Origin of the sequence: Paenibacillus sp. FSL H7-0323 (assembly GCF_038002725.1) — a bacterium.
GTDB classification, from domain to species: Bacteria; Bacillota; Bacilli; order Paenibacillales; family Paenibacillaceae; genus Paenibacillus_AQ; species Paenibacillus_AQ odorifer.
On record NZ_JBBODB010000001.1, the window covers coordinates 5,667,893 to 5,692,391 of the forward strand.

Genomic DNA, 24,499 nt, shown 5'->3' on the forward strand with positions numbered 1-24,499 from the left:
AAGAAGTGAACAATAAATAATGAGTAAACACCGCAGTGGACGCAGCACCAGCCGCCCAGCCGGCAAGGCGCCTGTCGCCGGACTGCCTGTGAATAAAAATGATGAGGTTATGCTCGATATTATCGGCATGACCCATGAAGGTGAAGGGGTAGGCCGCGTAGAAGGCTTTACCCTTTTTGTGCAGGGAGCCCTTCCCGGAGAGAAAGTCCGGGCAAGGGTGCTCAAGACCAAAAAGCAGTATGGCTACGCCAAACTGCTGAATATAGTAGAAGCGAGCAGCGCCCGCATCGCGGCGCCTTGCGAGATCTATGACCAATGCGGCGGCTGCCAGCTGCAGCATATGGACTACACTGCTCAGCTGGCGTGGAAACGGCAGCTGGTGGTGGACAACCTGGAGCGGATTGGGAAGCTTCGGGTGAGTGGTGGCGGGGATAGCGGAAAGAGCAAAGAGAATGAAGCTGTTGAGAGTCAGACGGACAGTGCCAACTATGGCGGCATTGCAGATGGTACGACTGATGGCGCTGGAGTAGCTCATACAGATGGCATCCTTGTCCGCCCGACACTCGGCATGGACGAGCCTTGGCGTTACCGCAACAAGGCTCAGGTACCAATTGGTGTAACCGAAGGCGGTCTTGTAGGAGGCTTCTATGCACGCGGAAGTCACCGTATCATCGATATGGAAACCTGCTTAATCCAGCATGAGGATAATGATGACGTTGTGCGCAAGGTGAAAGACATCGGCAGAGAACTTGGCATCTCTGCTTATAGTGAAGAAACCGGTCGTGGCCTGCTGCGCCATGTCGTCGTGAAGAAAGCTTTCCGTACCGGTGAAATGATGGTTGTCCTCGTAACCAACGGCCGCGACATCCCGCATCTGGACGCCTGGCTCGGCAGCATCCGCGAACAGCTGCCAGATGTAGTCAGCATCTGCCAGAACGTCAACACTCAGCGTACGAATGTCATCTTCGGTGGCGAAACCCGCGTCCTGTGGGGCAGAGACGTCATCTATGACTACATCGGCGATGTACAGTTCGCTATCTCAGCGCGTTCGTTCTATCAAGTGAACCCGGCACAGACTGAGGTGTTGTACGGTAAAACCGTTGAATATGCCGGACTGACTGGCAATGAAACGGTTATCGATGCCTATTGCGGCATCGGTACGATCTCCCTCTTCCTGGCACAGCATGCGGCTAAGGTATACGGTGTCGAGATTGTACCGGAAGCTATTGAGGATGCCCGGGCGAATGCGAAGTTAAATGAGATGAAGAATGTAGTGTTCGAGGTTGGTGCCTCTGAAGATGTCATTCCGAATTGGAAAGAGCAAGGGATTACGGCGGATGTTATCGTTGTCGATCCACCGCGTAAGGGTTGCGATCCGCGGTTGTTAGAGACGATTCTGGCTATGAAGCCGGAGCGTGTGGTGTATGTGTCGTGTAATCCATCGACACTGGCAAGAGACTTGCGGGTGCTCGAAGATGGCGGATACAAGACAGTGGAGGTAACTCCGGTGGACATGTTCCCGCATACGGTGCATGTGGAGTCGGTGGCGGTGTTGGTGAAGAGTGGAACAGTGAGTTAAGATCCTTTTATTTACTTGGATTTTCAATAGGGTACAGATTAAAAACATTGGTGGCACAGATGGTGGAGATCAGACTTGATGTAAAATTGATGTGAAAATCTATCGAATACCAGCCTAAATGAAAAGAAGAAACCAGGTAACTCCTGTTTGTCTTCTTTTTTGTACTTGTTCGGAATCAGATGCAAATATTGATTTAGTGTAGCTGTTCAAAGAATAAAAAGTATTAGGCCGGCTCCAATATAAAAATCAATGGCAGTCTTGAACTGGTAAATAAAGTCCTTGACTGCCGCTGTTTTATTGAGCTAACGTTTCCCATTAGCGGAATTAGCAGGAAAAAAAGTTCAGTTTGGATAATATCCCTTTACAATAATGTACCTAACTAACACTGAACCTGTATCCCTACAGTCGCATCCTACTGTAAAGGTGTAGAACTCTCTTCTGCTCTTGTTTCCGCTTTTAATTCAAAATGTTCTGTATTGGGAGCCTTGATGGTATCCCGTAAAGCCGTGATTAGATACTTTAAATAAACAAGACGATCCCCCTTTTCATTATCGAAGGCTTGAAATGCTTTCTGCTTACTATCATATTCATCTGTAAGAGACTCATACATTAACCCGTGTTTGCAGGCCTTCTCCATTCTAGACCCTAAAGGTTTTGCTATCTTTCTCACAAACTTCATTCGTGCTTTTGCAGCTTGGGCATCTGATTTTTTATTAATGTATTCTTTGTGCAATAATCCATATTCACGTTCTAATTCAGGCAACCACTCTTCATAAACCTTTTTCTTATCGATATGAACATCTAATTCCTTTAATTCCTCTGATACTTTAGGGATCCAATTATTAAAGACTATTCCCTTGTTCATCTGCCCCACAGCTCCTTTACGTGTTGATTGCTAGTATACTCTTAAATCTAGTTGAGTGGATGGAATTACTACCGGGTAAATGTGCTCTGCCTCCATTACTGATGCTAAGGCTACAATATCATACCCCTCAGATAAAATCTGTCACCTTCTGGGGGAAGTAAACAGCTTGGCGGATGAGCTTGGGATCATTCAGGAGTTGCACCAGCAACTCCCCAATGTAAACCACACAGTTATCTAGGCTCTCCTTCTCGACGTCGCCAAGCTCGGGAAGTCAGCCCCAAAATGAATCATCTGAATCCCGTATGCTGATATCATCAACGTCTGTCGAACATAGCCGCATTACGAATAAGAGGGCCACCGTAAACCTACGGGGCCCACATATTGGTCATGATATACGTAAATATCTTGTCCTAGTACAAATGTCTATCTGTCACCATAGCGTTTAAGATACGCTTCCCTCGTTGCAAGTGAGACCACCATGTCCCCATGGCATAATTTGCATCCATCACCATTATAGCCGACAGTTCCTCTCCCGTGACAATGCGGACACTCAACCTCATCCAACTCATCCTGGTTAAACTCCTCATACTCCTGCCGGGTCACAACAGTATCCCCATTACAGTAGGAACATACGCTGTTCCCCCAACCTATAGTCCCATTACCAGCGCACCGCGGGCAGATCACTTGATCCACTAGATCAGGGTCATACCTTTCTACATCTTCGCTGGTTACTAAACAAGACCCGCTGCAATAACCACAGGGGGTGGAGTTATGCCCCAGAGTTCCATTTCCCCCGCAGTGAGGACAATTTTGTTGATCAAATTCATCTTCGTCGTACTCGGCTGCCAACTCTTTGCTAACGCTCTGTGACCCCTTACAATATAAGCAAATATCGCCATTCCAGCCATAGGTTCCTTTTCCGTGACACCTAGGGCATTCGACATCATCAAAATCATTCGGATCGTATTCTTCCGCTTTCTCTTCTGTTACAACACAAGATCCGCCGCAATACCTGCATAGATCTCCGACAAGGCCGGTTTGTCCCTTTCCCTTACAATGAGGGCATTCTACCTCATCGATCAGTCCAGGGTTATACTCGGTCGCTTGTTTTGTGGTTACATAACACGATCCGCGGCAGTACGCACAAAAATCACCGACAAGCCCTGTTAATCCTCTACCATGACAACGCGGACATATTACCTCGTCGATCTCAATAATAATGTCATTCGTTTTTTTCGCAACATTCGCTATCATTTGCGATATCTCACGTTTATCTGTTTTAGCATAAACGCCTTGGATTAGTTTACTGATAGCAGGCATATTATTCAAAATGACTTTATCGATTCCATCAACGGGTTGATCTTTGCGAGCCTGCTCTTGGGCTTTGTCCATAAATTCAGGCAACTTCTTCAGAAAGTTTTCCGCCTCAGTTACCACGATTTCATTTAGTGCCCCAGGATCAGCAGTAACCTTCTCATGGAGTTCCTTTATGATTTTGAGTGTTGCAGCTACGGTTTGGGTCAGGTTTTCTTCTTGCCGCATCATCCGCCGACGATTTTTCCGCTTAAGCATTTTTGCTGCACGGACTTCTTCGAGAGTAACATTATTGCCTATTTTATACCCATAATCATACGCAGAATGATGGTTCGGACAGAGGAGAATTAAGTTTTCTGGGCTGTTGTTATAGGTGTCCGCCACAGCTTCGATATGTGCGACTTCGCCATTCTGGAGATGTCCACAAATCGCACAGGTATAAGAGGATTCCTCTTTGATATCTTTGATAATTGATGTAGGAATATTAGGTCTTCCACCACTAGGAGGCCGCGGCCATGGTTGATTTAAATAGACCCGAAAGTTTTGTAACTCGTCGGTATCAATCAACTCTGCACCGTCAGCCATTATGTGGGTTCTGAGCCTAACGGTCTGTCCTGGTTTCGGACATTTACTTACAAATGATTTCAATAATTCCATGCTGATCCCTATTTTGACTGCAGCTTCGATTTTATGAATAAGGGCCACAAGATCACTCCAATGTGATTGTTTATTTACAATAAGTAATTATATACCAGAAAGATAAAAAAGGCATCGGGCAAGGGAGGGGGAGAACTATGCTTTATTGAACATGACGCAGACACTTCCGTCCGGCCTTCCAGGAATATGGCTCCCTTGAAAAGCATTGGTCGTACACGATCGCTGGGCGAAGTAGAGTGCGACCTTCAGTTGGCCACCAATCAAGATGAATATTTATTGGAATCCCAAAACGAATCTGTATATTGATTGGCATCTCAAGTTTCATAAATAATGCCGGTCGGCATAGAAACCATCGCTTCTTCGTGTCAGTTTAATTTTGCCGGCATTCACAAACTGTAAAATAGCTTAATAAGGCCACCGATTCATCCCGTGGCGGCCTCATGATGCCGTTTAATACGACAATACGGTCACTACGCTACAGAAATATATGTTACTCATGATAATAAAACCGTTTTTCGTATATTTTATTAAAAAATCGGTTTTAATAATAGAATATGCGTGCTATACTAAGAATATGGATTGAAAGGTGGGACTATGATGCAACCAATAATAAGGATTAATCGGGTGCAAATTGATAATATCAAGAATGTTCGTTCTGGCGAATTTACAGGTAATCAAATGTATGATAAAATCGCCAGCCATTTGCCCGAACGAATATCAGAAGATGATTTGAAAGATCAAAATTTCAAAAACTTTTTTGACCTTCAACTTGATCAATACGTGAATGACGATTATACAAATGCAGATATTATGGGGTTCTACGGACAAAATGGATCAGGAAAGACAGCTGTATTTGAATCTATTAGAATTTTGGGATGTTTATTGGGTAGAGAACCCTCATTGCCAAGCAAAACGGAAAATTTGATCCTTGATGGACAACCATCTTGTACATTAACCTTCGAATTTGCAGCAGTTGCTGCTTATAAGACATTTCTCATTAAATATGAAGTAGAACTCGCTTACGGCGATGAAGAGATGAAGGTAGTTCGGGAAAACTTATTATATAAAGAGAATATGCATAAGGTCAGATACAAGAATCTCTTGAATTATCGGGATAAAGATTTATACCGTGGACAAAAAACTTTATTAACAAGCAAAAGTCAGAAAGCCATTGAAAGTAAAATCATAGCTATCCATTCTGAAAAGTCGGTACTCTTTCATAAGGAAATGCAAAAACACTATAGCCAGATACTAAGCTCCGAAGAATATATGATCTTGCGGCTAATAACGGAAAACTTTGCGGAGAAGCTAGTCGTAATCCCTAACATTCAGCACGGCAAATTTAGTTCAAAGTATTTTATGCCTTTCTCAGAGCGCATTGCGGAGTATAACTTTAATGTCCTTCGTCCGTTTCTTGTGCCACTTGATATTCTTGATGAACTGAAGAAGGCTGTAGCATTAAAAAATACCGTGTTTGGTTGCTTGATACCTGGTGCCGAAGTAGTTGTAAACGAATTACATAGCGAGACATTTGATAATGGCGAAGCTGGTAAAAGAATTGAATTGCTGATTAAAAAGGATGGTCGATCGTTACCGCTGCGAGCGGAGTCGGCAGGGACTTTGAAAATCTTTGCTATCACAAGTGCGCTGATTGCATTTAACATTAATCCAAATGCATGTGTCGTTATAGACGAATTTGACTCGGGGGTATTTGAATTCCTACTGGGGGAAATTCTCAGTATCTTTAGCGAGACAGGCAAAGGGCAGCTGATCTTTACGTCCCACAATCTTCGTGCACTCGAAGTGCTACCTGTTCAGAATATTTGGTTCACAACAACAAACTCCGAGAAAAGGTATATTCAGATGAAGTATACTAGTTCAACGAACAACATTCGAAGAAAGTACTATGAGGCGATCCAATTAGGCGGTTTGAGTGAATCTGTGTATACCCAAACCGATAAGTCTACAATCAAGAAAGCTTTCCGGAAGGTGGGGCGATTGTTTGAGTAAGAAGAAAACAAAAGCTCTCGTCCTAATTGTCGAGGGTTCGACTGATGAAACCTTGTTCTCCGCATTATTACAAGATCATTTTGAAGCGAAGGGAATCAAGATTTTTCCGTACCGAACAGACATATTTGTTCCGCAGCGAACGGATGATCCTAATAAAGATATTCGAGAAAAGATACGGGATTTTGTAATAAGGGAATTAGAACGGCAACAGATTAGTCAAACGCATGTTCTCGGTATCATTCATATTGGGGATACGGATGGAACCTTCATACCTGATAACAATATCATCGTGAGCAGCCAGGCTTCGTCTACCAGAAAAACACAGTATTCTGATACGCACATCCACGTTGTTGATGATGGGCAAATGGGGAATATTAGGACGAGAAACCGACAGAAAGCTGAGAATCATCGGAGAATGATCTGCATTGATAAAATCACAATCTCGAGAAAGGAAATCCCTTACATGCATTTCTTCATGTCATGTGATACGGATCATCTTATTTTCAACCTCCGTAATTTGAGCCTGAAGGATAAAGAAGTCCTGATGGACGAATTCACTGATAAAAATGATTCAGATGCAATTAAAACTCTCTTAGAAAAACATATGGATATTTGCCCTAACGGGCTTGACCCGTTCAGATACACTTGGGATCAGATCCAACTCGGGGTTAACTCTTTAGTTAGAAAAACTAATACGCCTTTATTATTCAGTTTTATCGAACGATTGCTGTTGTCTGATGAGCAAACTACCGATGCAATACAAAAGGTATAAGCTGTAGCCGACCATAGATAGGTAAGTCAATGAAGAAGAGAGTGGAGACAGCCATGAAAGCTGTACCACTCCTTTTTTGCTATCCGGAAATTCTCAGAGATAGTAGTTTATGTTGGCCGCTTCAAAAAGTAGATAAGGAACCGGGTAATATGGACTGCTTAAGTCAAAGTCGAAGTATTCAGAAAAAAAGTATTATTTTCTTAAGATTACTCGTTAATCCAGAAAGAAAAGAAGACGCCAGGAAATTTCCTGTGCGTCTTCTTTACTGTCCTTGTGCAGCAGCAGATGTGAAAAACGATTCGAATTTATCAGCTGCAGCTTGGTCAGCAGTACGGAGAGCGTGTCCATAAATATTCATGGTTGTGGCGATGCTCCCATGTCCAAGTTGCTCTGAGATAATCTTAGCATGAACGCCTTGGTTAATCAGAATCGTGGCTGAGGTATGCCGGAGATCATGAAACCGAATGTACCGAAAGCCATTTTTCTTTATGAACTGTCGAAACCAAAGGTAGGGACGCTCATGATGGAAAGGTTGCCCATCGGGATGTGAGAACATAAAAAACCAATCTCCGCTATACCATGAATTGCCAACATCATTTCGTTCTTGCATTCTATAAGCGTAATATTCTTTTAGCTCCTTTAACATGGAGCTTGGTAGTGCTACTTTTCGAATGGATTTTTTTGTTTTAGGAGATTTGACGATGATTTCACCTTTAAGAGCGTGAATCATAGATTGTGAAACATCTAACATCCCGTTGTTGAAATCAAGATGCTTCCATTCCAGTCCGAGTAATTCGCCCCGCCGTAGTCCGGTTGTAAGAGCTAAGGTAATCATGACCCTCCAGTGATACGGCTCACATTGCAACGCTCGAAGCATTTGTTCTACCTCTGCTTCATTGTAAGGGACGTTCTCTTTTGAAGTGACTTTTGGTTTTTGCACATCGATAACTGGATTTCGCTTAATAATTCTCCATTCCACTGCACGTTTGAGTATGTTTTTTAAGATACGGTGCTGAATTTCGATCGTACCAGATGCTAAGCCTCCTGTTTTTTTATCTCCACGGCTACCTTCCTTTTCGAGTTGATTCAGAAAGTTCAAAATGTGAAGTGGTTTGATTTCCTCAAGCCTTAGATGCTGAAAGTACGGAAGAATTCGGGTTTTAAGATTAGAGTCATATGTGTATAACGTCTTGTATCCCAGATGCTTTACAGCATACTTATCTCTCCATTCTTCTACGAACGCCCCAAATGTTAGTTTCTGAGGTGATACATATTCATCCGCTTCAACTTCCATCCTAAATTTAGCATATTCGCTTTCCACTTCTCGTTTTGTTCGGCAATGAACAGTTTTCGTGAAACGAACATATTTTCCTCTAGCGTCTTTACCAGCATTAACTGTTAGGAACCATGAATTATCACCACGTTTTTGGATATTAGCCAACTCAAAACACCTTCTACAATGGATTTTTTATATTAGTTATTATGTCCATTCATGAAGAAGTGAGACCTTACCTTAATGGATTAAATTGATTGATATCATCTTAGGTATCCTCAAGAATCTTAGTTAAATCATTCAGAGGTGGTACATAACGCAACGTTGTTCCTACATTTTTATGGCGCAACTGATGCTGGATATCGATGATGCTCATGCCACCTGTCTGCATCAAATATCCCGCTGTTCGTCTAAGATCATGTGGTCGAATATGCCTGCTAAGGCCTGCATCATGAGTTAAATCTGATAGTATCCGTTTAATCTTATCAACGGTCAGTATTTTTCCTTGTTGATGGAATAGGTATTCATCCCCCTGATTTGCATATTTAAGATATTCAGGATGTTGGATGTAACGTTCAAGATCTACGGTGAGATCCTGAGGGAGGGCGACAGGTCGTTTCTCGGTTTTTTGTGCATCAAAAACGTGGACAATCCGTGTATCCAATTGTACCCGTTTCCGCTTTAGGAAACGGACCTCTGAGAGTCGAAGACCCGTGATCAGCATGAACCAGAGAAACACAAACTCTTGCCGGTAGAACGGGCTTCTATGCAAAGCAGCTTGAAGAAGGGCGAGGCACTCTGCTTTCGACAAGGCAGTGTTTTGAATGGGAGACTCAAATTTTGGCCTAGGATATCCAATTAGGGGGTTCTGTTGAATCAGATCCGCTTCATACAGGAATTCAAAAAAACATCTCATCACGGTAATGGTCGCTGCTAAATTCATGTTTGTCATATGTTCATGTTGTTTTAAGTCTTTAAAAAAACGGTCAAAGACCTGTCGTTGAATGGGGAGAAATCTGCCGGGGTGCTCGCGACTGGCATGAAATCGATCAAAATCAAGTTCTCCTTCAAAACCATTTTGAAGTAAGAAGACTTCGAATTTCTTAAGTGCACTTATATATTTATACTTGGTTGAATTTCTTAACGTGAATTGGTTGCTCCAGATCTGAAAGTAAGCGGACTGAAGTAAAAAAGCCATAAGGATCGCCTCCTGTTCAAAAGAGATCGCTTGCTTTAAGCTGAGCGAGGGGATGCTGGTCGATTGCTTTGACCAGCATACTATCAAACAATTTTAAATAAACCTCTGTGGAACTAAGCCACGAATGCCTCATGAGTTCCTTAATCGTGTATAGATTTACGCCGGATTCAAGTAGATAGAGAGCAAAGGAATGCCGTAAAGAGTGTACGGAAAGCTGATAAGGTTTTTTGTTGGATTCGGGTATAGATGTTGCTTGATCAATCAAGGCAGCAAACATCTTCTGAACCGTGCTTTCGTGTAGAGGGGATTTTCCTCTGTCATCCGAAAAAATATATCGTTCTAGATAATCTTGCGCGTCTTTCACGCCATGGTAGCGAAACTTCACGTATGTACTCAGTATTTCAAGGGATGATTTGGTTATTTTGCTAGGCTGTTTATATCCCTTTTTTCCTTTTCCTCGTACAAGGATCTCCTGCCGGGATGAAACAATATCACCAATCTGTAGATGTAACAATTCGCTCAACCGAATACCCGAACCTAAAAATGTCCATAAAATGGTGAAATTTCGATGTGATTCGCGGCCAAGTCTTACAAGGCATAGTAGCTCATCCAACTGTTCTTTGGCAAACGCACGTGGCTCACGGTTTTGATCTATTTCTATTGAGAGAGTTCGTTTGAGTTTTCGAATATCCTGTTTGAAGAAATGGGCAAAAACCTCTCCTAGAAAACTTCTTAAAAAGGCGGATTTTTTGCTGCGTGTATTCAGTTTTTGAACGGGGGCTAAATATTCATTCAAAAAGGCAGCAGAAGAAATCTCTTTGATGTTTGGGTGGGTTCCTTTTAAGCGTTCGCAATACCGTAAAAACAAGTTCATTTCATAGCGATATGCTTGTTGTGAGTTTTTTGCTAAGCTTTGAAACGCATCACTCTCGTAATAATGGAGAACCGCATCATCCAGCAGAACCATTTCCTTCATTTTTATCACTTCTGCATTGTTTTGGGGAGATAGGCGCTGCAACATGCGTTTAAACGTATCTGGTCCATATTGATCCGCTAGCTGGATTAGGGTTTCTTCAAAAGCAATATCATTAGCTATCGTATCATCAAATATAGGCATACCCTAACTCCTTCTTATTCGTATTTGAGTAGATCAATTTGACTAATCATGTGTTGGTCTCGGTGTGCCATATGCATATACAACCCTACGGTATCCAGCAAGCGTACACGAGCCAATTCTTTTATCGCTTGCGGTAGGACGCCTTTGAATGCAAGACGCGTAATAAAAATATGACGAAAGATATGAACACCGCCAGGAAACAGCCAACCCGTGATCATTGTATAAAGATTGAAATATTCATATAATTCGTGCTTAATCGTAGAGATTTTTTGTCCCATGAGGTAGGTTGTGCTCGGCTGGGTATGAAGCTCTCTTAAAAGGGAATAGAGTTTTCCAACGAGCGGTAAGATGTGACTCTTCTTGCCTTTGCTGTGGATAACAATCGTTCGTGTTCCTAAATTAACATCACTCCATTTGATTTGTGCCACCTCAGATAATCGTAATCCCAGATGGAACATCAATCGGTACCCAATCTCTTCACGGACAGGATTTCTTGCGTACTGCGCCACCACATAAAAGAATGCTTCGATTTGCTGATCCGTTGGAAGTTCACGCGGGCTGTATCGTGGTGCCTTAACGGAACGGAAGCGCTGTAGAGGTGGCTGATAGCCAAATCTTCGATGCAAAAAATGATAGAACGAGCGAATGGAATATATGCTATGTGCAAATGAGATTTGGGTGTTAACTCCGTCACTCACGAGCCTTAATTTGTAGGTACGGTACATCAGCAAATGTTCATTTTGAATTTGAAAGACTGAAATCGTGTCAGGGGTAGTTCTCTTAAACATCTCGACATTTGCACATAGCCAAACAAAGAGCTGCTTTACATGGGTGGCTGTATTCCGAATATGTTTATGAGATAACCCTTTTTCTTCCATGTCCATTTGGAAGCTGAGGATTCTCGGATGCATGTTTTGCTGCTTGTTTGATGCTTTAAAGAACGGGAAGTCTTTATCTAGCGTTCCGTTTTGATTGGATTTTCGCATTAGAAAGTGGAAAAGAGATGGGGTTTTATCCTTAGGTAAATTTTCAAAAACCTGATGAAGAGACTTCGGATCAAGTAAGTGTCTATCCTGTATTTGGGAAGGTTCGATCCCATACAGCTTCGCAATGTGAAGCAGCAGATTTCGAGTGAGTTGAAATTTCTTGAAAAAGATATAAGGTGTATTGTGCATACCACGACTTAAATATTCTCGTAATAAGCTTTGAGATATTTCAGGCTGCACTCTGTTATCCCATATCCATTGATTGATTCCTTTCGCGCCTAGATAGGCGTAGCCCTCAATATGTTGAATTTCAGTTTCAGGTATCAGTTGTTGTGCATACAGCATATTTTCCACCTTCTCACGCGTGATTTTTCTAATATCATGATCGTCACTGAGGGTGGGAAACATACCCTGAACGTCAAGAATCTTTTCGGCAAAAGAAAAATTCTGCCGAAAAGATTCTTGGGTCTCGTCATTTTTCGAATGCTCGTTCTTAGTGATCAAATGGCTGTCGTAATCCATTATTTAAGCCTCCATGTTTTATCTTTACCTTTAGGATGGCCGTGTTTGAGATGGATTTTAAAATTTCTCAGTCTAAATGAGAAAGCCGCCTCCGGATGGAGACGGCTTAGTGGGGCTACCTAAGTGGATAGTGAACTGTAGCATCCCTAAATCCCTTTAATTCTGTAATGATTCCTTTAAAGTCTTGCTCCCGTCCCACTTTTGGCATCATGATCCAAAGGGATCTCATTTTTGATCTAAATGGTACATAGGTTGTTATCACATCGTTAGCAAATGGAAATGCGTTAAGGATACGTCTCTGTAAAGCTTTGTCCATTACGGGCTCATGGTGGAGATGGAACTCAAAGTAATCCATTTCGGGATAAGTGGTAACCCAGCGTCCGGTCACAGGAGGCGTTTCTAGTGGAAATACCTCCTGGGGGTTTAAAATGACAAAACCCGCAATACTTTTTACTAGGGTTTTCTCCTTAGAAAGATCCTTAATGTGTATCTTTTTTGAAACTCCGGGGTCGAAGTACTCTGCTGGTGAAGAATATGAAAATTCCTCTGGGTCATTTTTGTTAACCAATTGCCAAGGATGATTGAGCAAAATGGAAAGTTTGAATGGTCTGGGCCAATGTGGCATGCCGGATGAATTAAATAAGTTATGTGCGGCACCAGCTCTTGTAGCAGAATACCCAAGAGCTTCTGCTACGTCAGGCTCTGAAAGATTAAATAATTTTCTGCAAAGCGTGCGTCTAAAATACAGGTCTGGATCATTCATAAGTAAATGCCAAAGTTCAAAGGAGTTTTGCAACGCCAGCACATCCACATAATCCAATCGACATAACTTGCGTTTTGTTGATTTTAGTTTTGCATGTAGCTGTTTTAAATCACTTGCATTCTTCAGCTTATTCGTTATCGTAAAATATTCATTTACAAGGGAACGAATATGACTTTGATAGACGCCATCATATCTGATGGTAGTGTTCATAGCATCACCACTAACCATATTAATGCATATTGGTGAGTATTATAGAAACTCTCAGTTGAACTGAGAAATTTGAACCAATGTATTGAATGGGGAAAACTGATATTAAGACACCTCCGAGGTACTGTTGTTGAAAAGCTTCTTGATGTTGATTGGAGGAATAATGATTCTGTAGTATATCGGGATTTGCTTGATAATTTACATCTGTAAGTCCCAGGTATAACTTAGGCATGCTGGAGTGAGTTAATAACTGATGCTTAACATTACTGAAACCGCAATTAGATAAACAAAGATGTTAAAACTCCAAAGTAAAGGCATACCGGCAATAATATATCCATACAAAATCATATCAAGTTGGGATTTTGTATTCTTAAAGCTCAAATCAAATGCATCAATCACTGTGATTATCACTTTATGTAAATTGTTGGAATAAACAATGCTATTGGAGGTGAACTTTATGAGCGAATATGAATTATTACGAATTCAATTATTAAAAACACTAGTACAAATGGAAGAAAAGCTACTAGTCTGTGTCGAGAAGGAAAAGTTTCAATCTCACACTACTGTTGAAAGTAGAGACGAGAATTTAATCTTTCGCCAAAATAATCCTCAGCAGCAAGCTGTACTGTCTGTATCGGAGTTATCTGATTATCTTGGTGTTTCAACAGACTGTATCTATACAATGGTACGTGAAAATCAAATTCCCTTTATAAGAGTACGAAGAAGAATATTATTTAACAGAGATTCAATCAATTCATGGATTCACACTAACACCCCATATCCTGAATAACGGTTCTACGTTAATTAGCTAAATTGCTTCATAAAGATATTTAATCAGAAAAAAACCACCACAAACTATCCCATCCGATACGGATGAAATAGACTGTGGTGGTTTATTATTTTAACAGTACAGTAAGATTAACATTCAATACAAGCGGTAAATAATTACTGGTTATATTGTGGTAGCATGGACTGAACGTTGGGTTTGTTCTAGATAATTTATGGTATTCATCGGAGTAATGTTCACCAAATTCATTTTTATCCTCGTCTGACATTCCTTTGGATTGCTGTTCGATCCACTGATTAAATCCATCGAATTGGTGCTGCAACTGCACTTCCATTCTTTCAGAGTAAGTTCTTAAATCATCGAATTCGATTGAAACTAAGACATGATGAATATTGCGTTTACGATAAAGTGGCATATATGATGGCCGCCTTTCTAATTATATAAATTAAGTATTTCAATTATAATCACTTTTGAAATAGCTGTTTCAAAAAGAGACCAATATCTAAATATGTATGAGCTCTTAGAAACTAAGATATTGAAGAGTCTGTAATTATAGAATTCAACACTAACATTATAAAAGCAGCAAATGATTTTTCCTACTTTCGGGCAAATTGCCGACTATACACAAAATGTAATCGCTTGTAATTAGTGAAATAAATCCAATAAAATGATGAGGAAATTGTAGGATTAAAAAGGAAATGAAGGGAATATGAGTATCGTTGTCGAACTATTGAACTATAACTTCTAGACCAAAGGAAGTGAATGAACCATTGTCATCGAATCTAGTAAAGCAGAAAAATGATGATACAAAAACTAAGTTAGGCGACATATATCATTACTATGTTGTTCTTTCGTATTGTCTTGACCTACAAGAGAGTGAAACGATTCTAGTCGAGAAATATGGAGACATATCCATTGTATCAGAAGAAGATTCAAAGAATTTAGAGGTCAAGCGACATCAGGGTGAGCATGTTCTTAATGACCGACATATAGATTTTTGGAAAACTCTGCTCAACTGGGTGAAATATCATCACAATATGCGTGATTTCAAAAAATTGATATTATATACTACCTCTAATTTCAAAGAAAACAGCAAACTAAAATCATGGAATCTAGTTAAAGCACATGAGAGATTAAAAATCATATCAGAGATTGGTCATCAAAAAAACAAAGCTGAAGAAGGCTTTCGTTCCATTTATGAAGCCGTTTTTCATTATGATGTTGAAATAATATTAACAATAATTGAAAAGATTGAGCTATATACCAGCCAAACGGATATTGTTGAAATAGAGAGAAAAATAATGAAGAATAGCTTTTTTAAAAGTGTAAATAAAAGTGACAGGAAATCATTTGTTGATAGCTTAATGGGTCATATCTTAACCTGTCCCGTTGATAAGCCGCATAAATGGGAAATTACATGTGAAGATTTTGAATCGCTTGCTTGCGAAATTCGAAATAGATATACGACTTCAGCTGGTGGATTGCGTTTGCCGCCTGATATAGGAGACACACCGCATGATGAAGAAAGATACAAGGATAAAAGATTTGTTCGAGAGATTAAAGAAATCAAATACGATACAAAAGTTCCAAGTGCGATATTACATTATTGGCAAGCGCAAGAAAGCATCATCTATTCGTCGATGAATAATCCTACGTTTAATGTTGACTTGAAAGAATTTCAAAGGGATATAAGAGGGAATTTAGAGGAATTTAAATCTTCTTTTCAAGATGATTGTGATGAAACGGATCCACAAGATATTATTTTAAAATCAAAACGGCTTTATAATAAAGCGATGGAAATGCCGGTTAATAATTTCTATTCAATAAATCCTAATCGACCTTATTTTCAAAAGGGAATAATCCATAAAGTGGTCGAAGAAAGAGGCTTTTCATGGAATATAATCAAGTCGTAACAGATGAGGAGTACGAAAATGTTGACCATATTGAAAATATAACATTAAACCCATTCTTTATGAGTAGGATTATTCATGCTTTTATTATGGGCTTTGAAAAATCAGTAGTTCCTTTCAATGTTCTATATATCGTCTTGCCAATTATCTACTATCGTCCGTCTAGAAATTTGTTAATAACAGCCCAGAGTAGGAGTTCATTAAGGTCTTTGTTTGTAGATAATGTTGAAAGAGCTGCAGCTTTAGGTGGCCTTCAAGAGAGAGTATTCTATTTTTATTCATTAACAAATCAAGCATTAATCATTGCTACAAATGAAGGAAGAGTACGACTGAATTCAGAAGGAATGATACAACTTTCTCAAAAAATTGATTATAGAGACATCTTGAATAAGAATGTCAAAGATTTTATCAGGGCTGCACATTACTTGGGATTAATATGTTCGAAAATGGAAGTTTCGAATATATATCGTCTGTTGGGGGTAACGCTACGATGAATGTTTTTATCAAATCTATTTTAGCCTTCAATCTGGAAGGCGATAAGAGACATGTAGATTTAACGGATGGTTTGAATATTATTACAGGTGAATCTAAAAGTGGGAAAAGTGCCTTGTTAGAAATAATTGATTATTGTCTTGGAAGTTCAAAATCTACTGTTCCAAAAGGAGAAGTTACAAAATTCGGATATTTGTTTGCGCTTGTTTTAAAGTTTCCGAAATATCATTTGATTGTAGGTAGGAAGCGGTTCGATGATGACGGTAAAAAACAAATGTACTTGTATCGTACCTCCCAAGATATATTACCGAAGGAAATTTCCTTGGAACTGTTTACCGATGAATATATATTGAATTTGGAACAAGCAAAAATTGAATTAGGTAAAGAATTTGGAATCTCAGTAATGAATTCAACTGAGAATGTTGATGCAAATAAAAGTGAACCAAGACCTACCGTCAGAAACATGACTTCCTATATGCTTCAACACCAAAATTTAGTAGCTAGTAAGTTTGCTTTGTTCTACCGTTTTGAGGATTCACAAAAACGTGAACAAACAATTAAACAATTTCCTGTTTTTGCTGGATGGGTAGATCAGCGATATTATAATTATCGCTTAGAATTGGACGAACTTTTAAAACAACAGAAACGGAATGAAAAGATCCAACAATCTTACAGTAAATCAACTGAGAAAATTAGATTGGATTTATTAAATACATTCAAACGTTATTACATGTTAGTAGGGAGAACACTGGATAACGATATCTCATTGAATAGGTTATTGAATTTAAGAAGGAACTTGCCTGACTTCACAAGAGAAAGTTATTTGTCAGAGGAAATGGAACGCCGATATGATGATTTAAAAAAACAGCGCGAAGAACTGAAGCAGCATAGATATGACATGGAAATGAGCATTAATAATCTGGATATGAGTCATGGTCATGGACAAAACTATTCATCCAATTTGAAATCACTTAAAGCCATTTTGAATCATTCGTTAAATCAAAATGACTCTTATGAGTGTCCTTTATGTGGACAAGGTGTTCAATCTTTGTCACAGAGAATGGTGTCTATCAAGGATTCGAAAAAGTGGCTAGTCGAAGAACTGGCAAGTGTCAGGGGGATGGGCAATGAGTTTCATTTACAAATTCATAATTTGAATATGGAAAAAGAAAAACTAAATGAAGAAATACGAAGACTTGGAGGGGAAATTAGTAAAATTGAAGGAATTACAGATAGATGGAGAAATTCAAAAAAATTAGACCATGAGGTAGTTTATGCAAGAGCTGAAATTGATATTGAGTGTAAGCGAGTAGAAGAGCAACTCATAAACCTCAAGAAAAATGATGATGAGATAGATATTAGAATTAATGAACTGAATAAGTTAATTAATGGATACAATTTACATTCTTATTATTCACAAGCGACTACATTCTTCAAAACTAATATCAGTAGAATTATAGAAAAGATGGATTTTGAGGAAGAATTTAGACCGGTAGATATGAATTTTCGCTTAGAAACGTTCGATTTGTATCATCACGATAAAGAAAATAAAACTTGGGTTTATCTGAGCGAGATGGGTAGCGGGGCCAATTGGCTCGCTTGTCATGTAAGTCTTTTTTTAAGTATATTACACTTCTTTGCTGTACAGGAGCATTCAGCAATACCATCGATACTTTTTCTTGACCAGCCAAGCCAAGTTTATTTTCCTGAGAAAATGTATATTGAGGCAAAGGAAAAATCCAATGATGTTCAAAAGGTAGAGCAGATTTACAAGACCATCTTGGAAGAAATAGATCTGATTGAAGAAACAGTTTATTTTAAGCCTCAAGTTATTGTTACTGACCACGTTGGAGAGTTGGATATTGAAGGCTATAACTTTAAAGATTATCTCCGCAAGAACTGGAGAGGCAAAGAAAATAAGTTTATCTAAGGTGGGGAATAATTCTAATTAAAGGGATTATAGGGGCCTCATAGAATGACCGAGATCCGAAATATGATATCCACGAATGGTTGCCAGAGCACGAGAAAATTGAGCGGAAATCGTGATTTATAGCAAGAATTTATTTTATCGGGCAACGGTGGAATGCGGGTTTAAGGGCTATTTTTTAGCAGTAGTTTATTTATACTGAACAGAAAGACTATAGTTGAGATGTACTGGCGGATACAGCAAAGGGTGGGGAGAAATCCTTACTCTTTTTACATATATATGGAAATTAAAGTATGTATTTAATGCTATTATTTTGAGGTATATGGCAAAATATGTCGAGAGAATAGATTGGATATTGTAATTAGCAGCTCATTTATACTGAGGGTTTTTAGAAATCAGCTATTTGTAGTTATTATTCTGGATAGTTGGGACTGAGATTAGAATGATTACTCCTGAAGTGAATGGAAGTACTAAGTAAGATAAGTTTGTTCCGATTACTTTGGACTTAAAGAGATTGGTGATTATTCACTCACAGATTTCATGAACTATCGGTTGGCTCTAGTAACGGTCGGTTTTAATTCGCCTTTATTAAAATAGGAATAATTTTGCACCTCGTTCCATAACTAGTATGGTTTTGAGGTAGGGCATGCTAATTTAGTTATAGTTAATTGGAAGAATGGTCAGACATACTAGTTTGGTTTCAAATTTTTGAATTGATTATATATGATAAAAACAAAAAAATCATAATGCTAATAAGGAATGATTAACTAAATGAGTAATGAACTTTATTATAAATCGGTAAAAGAAATATTATATTTCCATTTTATTGTTCCTTCCTATCAAAGAGGCTACCGCTGGGGGAGTAACCAGGTCGCACAACTTATTGATGATATCTATAAAGAGCAAGGTAAGAAGTATTACCTTCAGCCTCTTGTTATTAGTAATGTTACTAGCTCTGAGCTGGTATGGAATGTTATAGATGGGCAACAGCGTCTAACAACAATATTTATTATAATAGGGGCTTTAAATTATTTGATCTCAAAAGACCCGGATATCACCATTCAGGATTTAAACCTAACGATGACTTTAAGATATGAGAGTCGTACAAGTAGTGCTATATTTCTGAGTTTTTTAACTGATTATAAAAACTTAGCTGATCTGCCAATGGAGGGCTTGAATCAAGAGAGTTTATGGGAAGCGTTTAAACTGTATAAAATAGAAGAAATTGTAGAGAAAAATTTGGATTTCGAATACATGCTCGATGCATTTTGCACATCCGTCAATAAAGTAAATGAATTATTGAAAAAAGATTCTCCCAATCTGAATGATTTAAAACAGCGACTGTTGAATGAGTGTGAATTCATTTGGTACCCAATCAATACAAATGAGAATGATAAGAGAAATTCGGAAATAACACAATTTTCAAAGATTAACATGGGGAAAATAGAACTGACAGACGCAGAGCTTATAAAAGCAGAAATAATGAATCCTACCCGATTTAACAATGAACTTGAAAGAAGCAAGGTCAAAGAAAAGCAGTTTGCCATTTCGGAAGTATGGTATTTTATAGAAAATGAATTGCGAAAACCGGACTTTTGGGCTTTTCTCCCTCATGAAGACCAGTATAGTATTAAAAATCATAGTAGAACTAGAATCGATGTTTTATTTGAGTATTTATTATTGGAAAATGAATTAGAGCTTAGGGGGGAAGTTGATGGTTATATAGAAAAATTAAGTTCATCATATAAATATCCGTTATTTGCAAGAGTGCAGAAGCTTCTAGATAATGATGAAACCTGGGGTGAAATCAGAGATATTTTTGAACAATTGAAAGAGTTGTATGAAAGTGACGGAAGAACTCAAATAGAAGATGATAAAAGTAAGAATAAAACAGGGAAGGGTGCTAGTATATACAATTTACTTAGTTTTATTACCCTTTATCAACAAAAAAAAGGCGAGAACAAAAGCTTTTTTTATCTGAAAAGTTATGAAACATTTTATGAATTATTAAAAAAAGACCGGGATGAACGTATTCCTTATATTAAAAATAAAATTAGAGAAATGATGTACGGAGAAGAAAATATTGAAGATAAGATAAAATCGATCAGATATGGCAAAGGTGACGAATTGCGTGAAATATTGCTGCTATATAATTTGATAATTTTATCTAAATCAACAGGAATTGGTAATCGTTATAATTTTCTTGAGCATAATAATATCAACCGTGAGTGGACTAGAGAGCATATATTTCCTCAAAATACTAGAATTTCCACAAAAAATACACTAAAGGCACAAAAGGATCTTTTACGTCTATTCACCAATAATTTGGATGTAAATAGAAATATTGTATTAAAGAACGAAATGATCTTTAAGTATATCAATTATTTATACGGGAAAGAGAAACATTCCCATTCTCCATTTGAACTTGATAACTCTGGAATAATTAATTGGACTAAAGACAAGGAAGCAATTAAATTATTTTTAAAACAAAAACACGATGAGGACGGATACGAAAAAGAATTTGCCGAAAAAATAAAGCTGATTCAAAAATCCATAGATTTATTATCGAAAATCAGGGTTTTGGAAAAAAACAAAGGATTAATATACCGAGAAAACCAAGAATCCATAATTGAACATATAACAATTAATAAAGATATATTTAAAAAAATTGAGGTGGAGAAGATTATCTCAATATTTGAAAAAGATCGTGAAATTTGCATTAGAGTGTTAAAGGAATTACTACCGAATATACAATTTCCTGATTTTATTACAGGGTACATAGATAAATATATGGATGGATCTTTATTTATATTGAATTCTAAAGTTTATGAGGATGGTCAAGAAGGAACTATTAATTTTAATGGAACATTTAAAAGCATATATGAAGCTATCATCGATAAAATAGAAAACATAAATAATATAGGAACATGTGCACATTATCTTTCTTGGCTGAAGGAAATACTCACCCGAGTAAACCAGTCAATTGAAGCCGAGGTAAGTCGCTTTTTTAAAGATGAGTTTAATGGTTTGATGTCTGATAATTCAATTGGAAATATGGCATTGTTAGATAATATGGTTAATGGAAGTGAAAGTGTCGGCAATAAACCATTTAACGAAAAAAAAGAAGCAATCTTTAAAAAAATGAAGTCGGGAGAATTTATCCCTTTGGCAACTATTTTAGCCTTTACAGATGTATACGCAAAAAAACGATCTACAGATGAATACTGGATGTTTGAGAGTAGATATGAATATGTACTTGATATTATTGCGACAATTAAAGATTTTCTAGACTTTAAAAAGGATGGGAAGGGTAAAAGGAATGTTAATAGAGTATAAAGATGTATTACCCATACCCAAACAAGAATATTCCTTATATAAGTTATTAGAGGAATATAATATATGTATACCTGCCATTCAACGTGATTATGTTCAGGGACTGGATGAGGTAAGTATAAAAAGCAAAAGATTAAGAATGATCCAAGATGTTAAAGAAAGCTTACAGTCGAGAAAAAAACTGAGTCTGAATATTGTATATGGTTTGCATGAAGATGAAGACGAAGGTGCGAATACCATATTTTATCCTATTGATGGTCAACAGAGGCTTACGTTCTTATATTTACTGCATTGGTATTTGGCACTAAACTCAGCAGAGGGAGAATTTGAGCGCTTTTGCGAGCTGAAGTCTTTTTACTATGAGACAAGAAATTATGCGAATGAATTTTTCAGCTTTTTGAGAATTAAGGAAAATAAAGAAATGTGGCTAAATATTTTTAAAAGCCGTGATCGCCATAAACGTACACTGTTAGAGCAAATTAAATTGAAAGCGTGGTTTAAGTCGCAGTGGCTTACAGATACTACGGTAATTTCTATTATCAATGTATTTAGTGATTTTATAGACAATCCTGAAACAAAAATTGATACTTCTAAGGCCGAGGAATATTATGATCAATTAAAAACTAGTACTGTAATTTGTTTTGATTTTCTTTCTGAATTTGCTAGAGATGCGGAAAATACTGCTTCTACCAATTATATTCGATTAAATGCCAGGGGAAAGCAACTGGATGAATTTGAAAATGTAAAAGCAATTTTATCTTTGTTAGAGAACAAATTTGGAGAAGAAATTAAAGAAAATCAAAAATTTGTATACCAATATGATCAGAAGTATATTGATATTTTCTATAAGGAATGCTCAGAAGAGAAAAAATTAGAGGAAAAAACAAAACAAATTAATGATAAGACCCTCAAACTGTTGATGAATACATATATTCTCCTGCGGTCTATTAGAGGTGAAGCCAAGGATGAACATATAACATTTGATGTTTATTATTCCATCATATATTCCGAATCCCAAAAAGATGATATATCGGAATTTTGGAGAGAATATTTTGAGTTTTTAAATATTTTGCTAACAACAATAGCTGGTGATGGTGGAATTCAAAAGCGCATGATATTATTCTGGGAACAAATATATGAGTCTAAGACAAATGATTCTGATAACCTGGTATCTAGCTTGCGGTATGTTTATTATTATTTCAAATCACAACAGCAATATGCCAACATAAATAAGCTTGAACAATTAGATTATGTACTTCTTAATCTGAAATATAAGGAGTGGAAAAAGGCCGGGTTTCAAACAATTGAATTAATGGCTCAGTATAGTGCAGAATATCCAGATGTATTCGAATTCTTTGCTCAAGAAACGCCAGATAAAGTGATTGCAAAGTTGAAAGTGCATAAGGATAATTGTGGGACTACTGATGTAAATGATATAAAAGTCAGATTTAAAGAGCAGTGTATTAAAGCAAGAATTATTATGAGGCTGAATGAAGATTACCAGCTGTTTGCATCATTAGAAGAAAAATCGGGTGAACGGCAAATTCAATATTTATTAAGTATATCTGATATGTGGGTAAATGAAATTACGAAAGAGAAGATAGATGGTTTATTGAGATATATGGAGGTGGCAGATAGATTTCTTTGCAGTAAGTCAAAACAAGAACAGCTACTTTGGAAAAAGCTCTTCGCTGTAGCGAGTTACTGGGATGAAAATAATAATAATTTATTGACCTCCAATATGATAAATCAACAAATAAGTGCCAAGAATGAGTCAGGAAAACGAAATATTCATTATTGGAAAGATAATTATTATTTCATAAATGATGATATGGAAGATAAAAATAAGGAAGGTCATAAGCTAAATGAGGAAAAAAATAAGCTTGTAAAAAGAGCATATGATATTTGGATAGCCAATGGTTTATCAGACGACCAACAGAGAAAAGGTTGGTTAAAGAATCAATTTGCAGATTCGGAATATGAAGCAAGTTGGTTAAAGTATGCAGTTGATAGAAATCGTTCGGAGCTATTGGATAACACTGTTTCGTATGACGAAGTACAGGGAAAAGTTTATATTGATATTAAGCATAACTATAGAAATCCCAAATGGAAATATAATTTCTTCTCAACAGTTTATATGTATGATTTTATAGATAATAATTCAAAATACAAATATGATAGTTATAGTTCCTATGTCTGGGACTATTACGGGAGACCCTTTTCTGCAACAAAATATGAGAATGGTGTTCTATTGGGATCAGATTTAAATATTATTAATCAGTTTGGTTTGCGGTTATTATGGAGTGGAGATGAATTAAAATATTTATCTTACCAATTTGGTGGACAAATAGGACGAGTAAGAGGTGTCTTTGGTTATATGCACGCCATTGATCTTCCATATGAACCTAATTCTAGTATCACGATTACTCATAAGGAAGTGGTAATTACAGAGTTTTCTCATGGGAATCAGTATAAGCAATACAGATATAATCTTAATAATTCCGGTGAAATATCCGATATCGAAGTTAAAATACAGGATTTCGAAACGAAAGTTAACGAATATAAAAATATAGATGATGCCGATTATGCGATCTGGGATAAACGTAGCTACACATACAACTATGAGGATGTATTTAGACATAAATACAAAAATAGTAGTATATCGCAAATTAATAAAGAAAGCTTTGTTGATGATGAAAGGCTCCATTATATTGAATGCAAATATCTTCTCAACTAATTCAAATTAAACCCAGAGTGAGGCATCATCAGATGATGTGAACGGATAAC

General features: G+C 37.7%; 17 protein-coding genes. 9 read left to right on the forward strand and 8 right to left on the reverse strand.

Annotation, left to right across the window (positions count from 1 at the left end):
• Window positions 1-19 precede the first annotated feature (19 nt).
• Window positions 20-1,579 carry a 23S rRNA (uracil(1939)-C(5))-methyltransferase RlmD gene (rlmD, locus tag MHH89_RS25480; RefSeq protein ID WP_341088433.1) on the forward strand — a complete coding sequence of 520 codons (1,560 nt, stop codon included), beginning with the start codon at window positions 20-22 and terminating at the stop codon, window positions 1,577-1,579.
• 412 nt (window positions 1,580-1,991) lie between these two features.
• Here the strand turns inward: rlmD and MHH89_RS25485 are convergent, their stop codons facing one another.
• Both MHH89_RS25485 and MHH89_RS25490 read right to left on the reverse strand, forming a co-directional pair.
• On the reverse strand, window positions 1,992-2,444 hold the full coding sequence (locus MHH89_RS25485) for a hypothetical protein (RefSeq protein WP_341088435.1): 453 nt from the start codon (window positions 2,442-2,444) through the stop codon (window positions 1,992-1,994).
• A gap of 423 nt (window positions 2,445-2,867) precedes the next feature.
• Entirely contained in the window at window positions 2,868-4,463 is a 1,596-nt protein-coding gene (locus tag MHH89_RS25490; protein WP_341088437.1) for an HNH endonuclease, read from the reverse strand.
• A gap of 546 nt (window positions 4,464-5,009) precedes the next feature.
• Between MHH89_RS25490 and MHH89_RS25495 the strand changes: the two genes are divergently transcribed.
• Both MHH89_RS25495 and MHH89_RS25500 read left to right on the forward strand, forming a co-directional pair.
• Window positions 5,010-6,425, forward strand: coding sequence for an ATP-binding protein (locus MHH89_RS25495; RefSeq protein WP_341088439.1), 1,416 nt, complete (start codon window positions 5,010-5,012; stop codon window positions 6,423-6,425).
• Window positions 6,418-7,197, forward strand: a complete 780-nt coding sequence (locus tag MHH89_RS25500) for a hypothetical protein (RefSeq protein WP_341088440.1) — start codon at window positions 6,418-6,420, stop codon at window positions 7,195-7,197. Before MHH89_RS25495 ends, MHH89_RS25500 begins: the two co-directional genes overlap by 8 nt.
• 262 nt (window positions 7,198-7,459) lie before the next feature.
• Here MHH89_RS25500 and MHH89_RS25505 read toward each other — a convergent pair whose 3' ends face one another.
• The 5 genes from MHH89_RS25505 to MHH89_RS25525 all read right to left on the reverse strand — a co-directional run bounded on the left by MHH89_RS25505 (window position 7,460) and on the right by MHH89_RS25525 (window position 13,266).
• Window positions 7,460-8,638, reverse strand: a complete 1,179-nt coding sequence (locus MHH89_RS25505) for a tyrosine-type recombinase/integrase (protein WP_341088441.1) — start codon at window positions 8,636-8,638, stop codon at window positions 7,460-7,462.
• Window positions 8,639-8,738: 100 nt separating this feature from the next.
• On the reverse strand, window positions 8,739-9,668 hold the full coding sequence (locus MHH89_RS25510; protein ID WP_341088443.1) for a tyrosine-type recombinase/integrase: 930 nt from the start codon (window positions 9,666-9,668) through the stop codon (window positions 8,739-8,741).
• A 16-nt stretch (window positions 9,669-9,684) separates the two neighbouring features.
• Window positions 9,685-10,785 (reverse strand): tyrosine-type recombinase/integrase, encoded by a 1,101-nt coding sequence (locus MHH89_RS25515; protein ID WP_341088444.1) that lies wholly within the window; start codon window positions 10,783-10,785, stop codon window positions 9,685-9,687.
• A 14-nt stretch (window positions 10,786-10,799) separates the two neighbouring features.
• Window positions 10,800-12,293 (reverse strand): tyrosine-type recombinase/integrase, encoded by a 1,494-nt coding sequence (locus tag MHH89_RS25520; protein WP_341088445.1) that lies wholly within the window; start codon window positions 12,291-12,293, stop codon window positions 10,800-10,802.
• 115 nt (window positions 12,294-12,408) lie between these two features.
• Complete coding sequence (locus MHH89_RS25525; protein WP_341088446.1) at window positions 12,409-13,266, reverse strand: hypothetical protein; 858 nt, start codon at window positions 13,264-13,266, stop codon at window positions 12,409-12,411.
• Window positions 13,267-13,720: 454 nt separating this feature from the next.
• Here MHH89_RS25525 and MHH89_RS25530 point away from each other — a divergent pair, with 454 nt between their 5' ends.
• Entirely contained in the window at window positions 13,721-14,053 is a 333-nt protein-coding gene (locus tag MHH89_RS25530; RefSeq protein ID WP_341088447.1) for a helix-turn-helix domain-containing protein, read from the forward strand.
• Between the two features lie 106 nt (window positions 14,054-14,159).
• Here MHH89_RS25530 and MHH89_RS25535 read toward each other — a convergent pair whose 3' ends face one another.
• A complete protein-coding gene (locus tag MHH89_RS25535; protein ID WP_340397730.1) occupies window positions 14,160-14,465 on the reverse strand; it encodes a hypothetical protein in 306 nt (101 codons plus the stop codon).
• Window positions 14,466-14,820: 355 nt separating this feature from the next.
• On the opposite strand from MHH89_RS25535, the gene MHH89_RS25540 reads away from it, so the two are divergent.
• From MHH89_RS25540 to MHH89_RS25560, 5 genes are all read left to right on the forward strand, one after another.
• Window positions 14,821-15,963, forward strand: a complete 1,143-nt coding sequence (locus tag MHH89_RS25540) for a hypothetical protein (RefSeq protein WP_341088449.1) — start codon at window positions 14,821-14,823, stop codon at window positions 15,961-15,963.
• On the forward strand, window positions 15,942-16,454 hold the full coding sequence (locus MHH89_RS25545) for a three component ABC system middle component (RefSeq protein WP_340397732.1): 513 nt from the start codon (window positions 15,942-15,944) through the stop codon (window positions 16,452-16,454). Before MHH89_RS25540 ends, MHH89_RS25545 begins: the two co-directional genes overlap by 22 nt.
• A complete protein-coding gene (locus tag MHH89_RS25550; RefSeq protein ID WP_340397733.1) occupies window positions 16,451-18,382 on the forward strand; it encodes a DUF3732 domain-containing protein in 1,932 nt (643 codons plus the stop codon). Before MHH89_RS25545 ends, MHH89_RS25550 begins: the two co-directional genes overlap by 4 nt.
• Before the next feature lie 768 nt (window positions 18,383-19,150).
• A complete protein-coding gene (locus MHH89_RS25555) occupies window positions 19,151-21,715 on the forward strand; it encodes a DUF262 domain-containing protein (RefSeq protein ID WP_340397734.1) in 2,565 nt (854 codons plus the stop codon).
• On the forward strand, window positions 21,699-24,449 hold the full coding sequence (locus tag MHH89_RS25560) for a DUF262 domain-containing protein (RefSeq protein ID WP_341088451.1): 2,751 nt from the start codon (window positions 21,699-21,701) through the stop codon (window positions 24,447-24,449). Before MHH89_RS25555 ends, MHH89_RS25560 begins: the two co-directional genes overlap by 17 nt.
• Window positions 24,450-24,499: the final 50 nt, after the last annotated feature.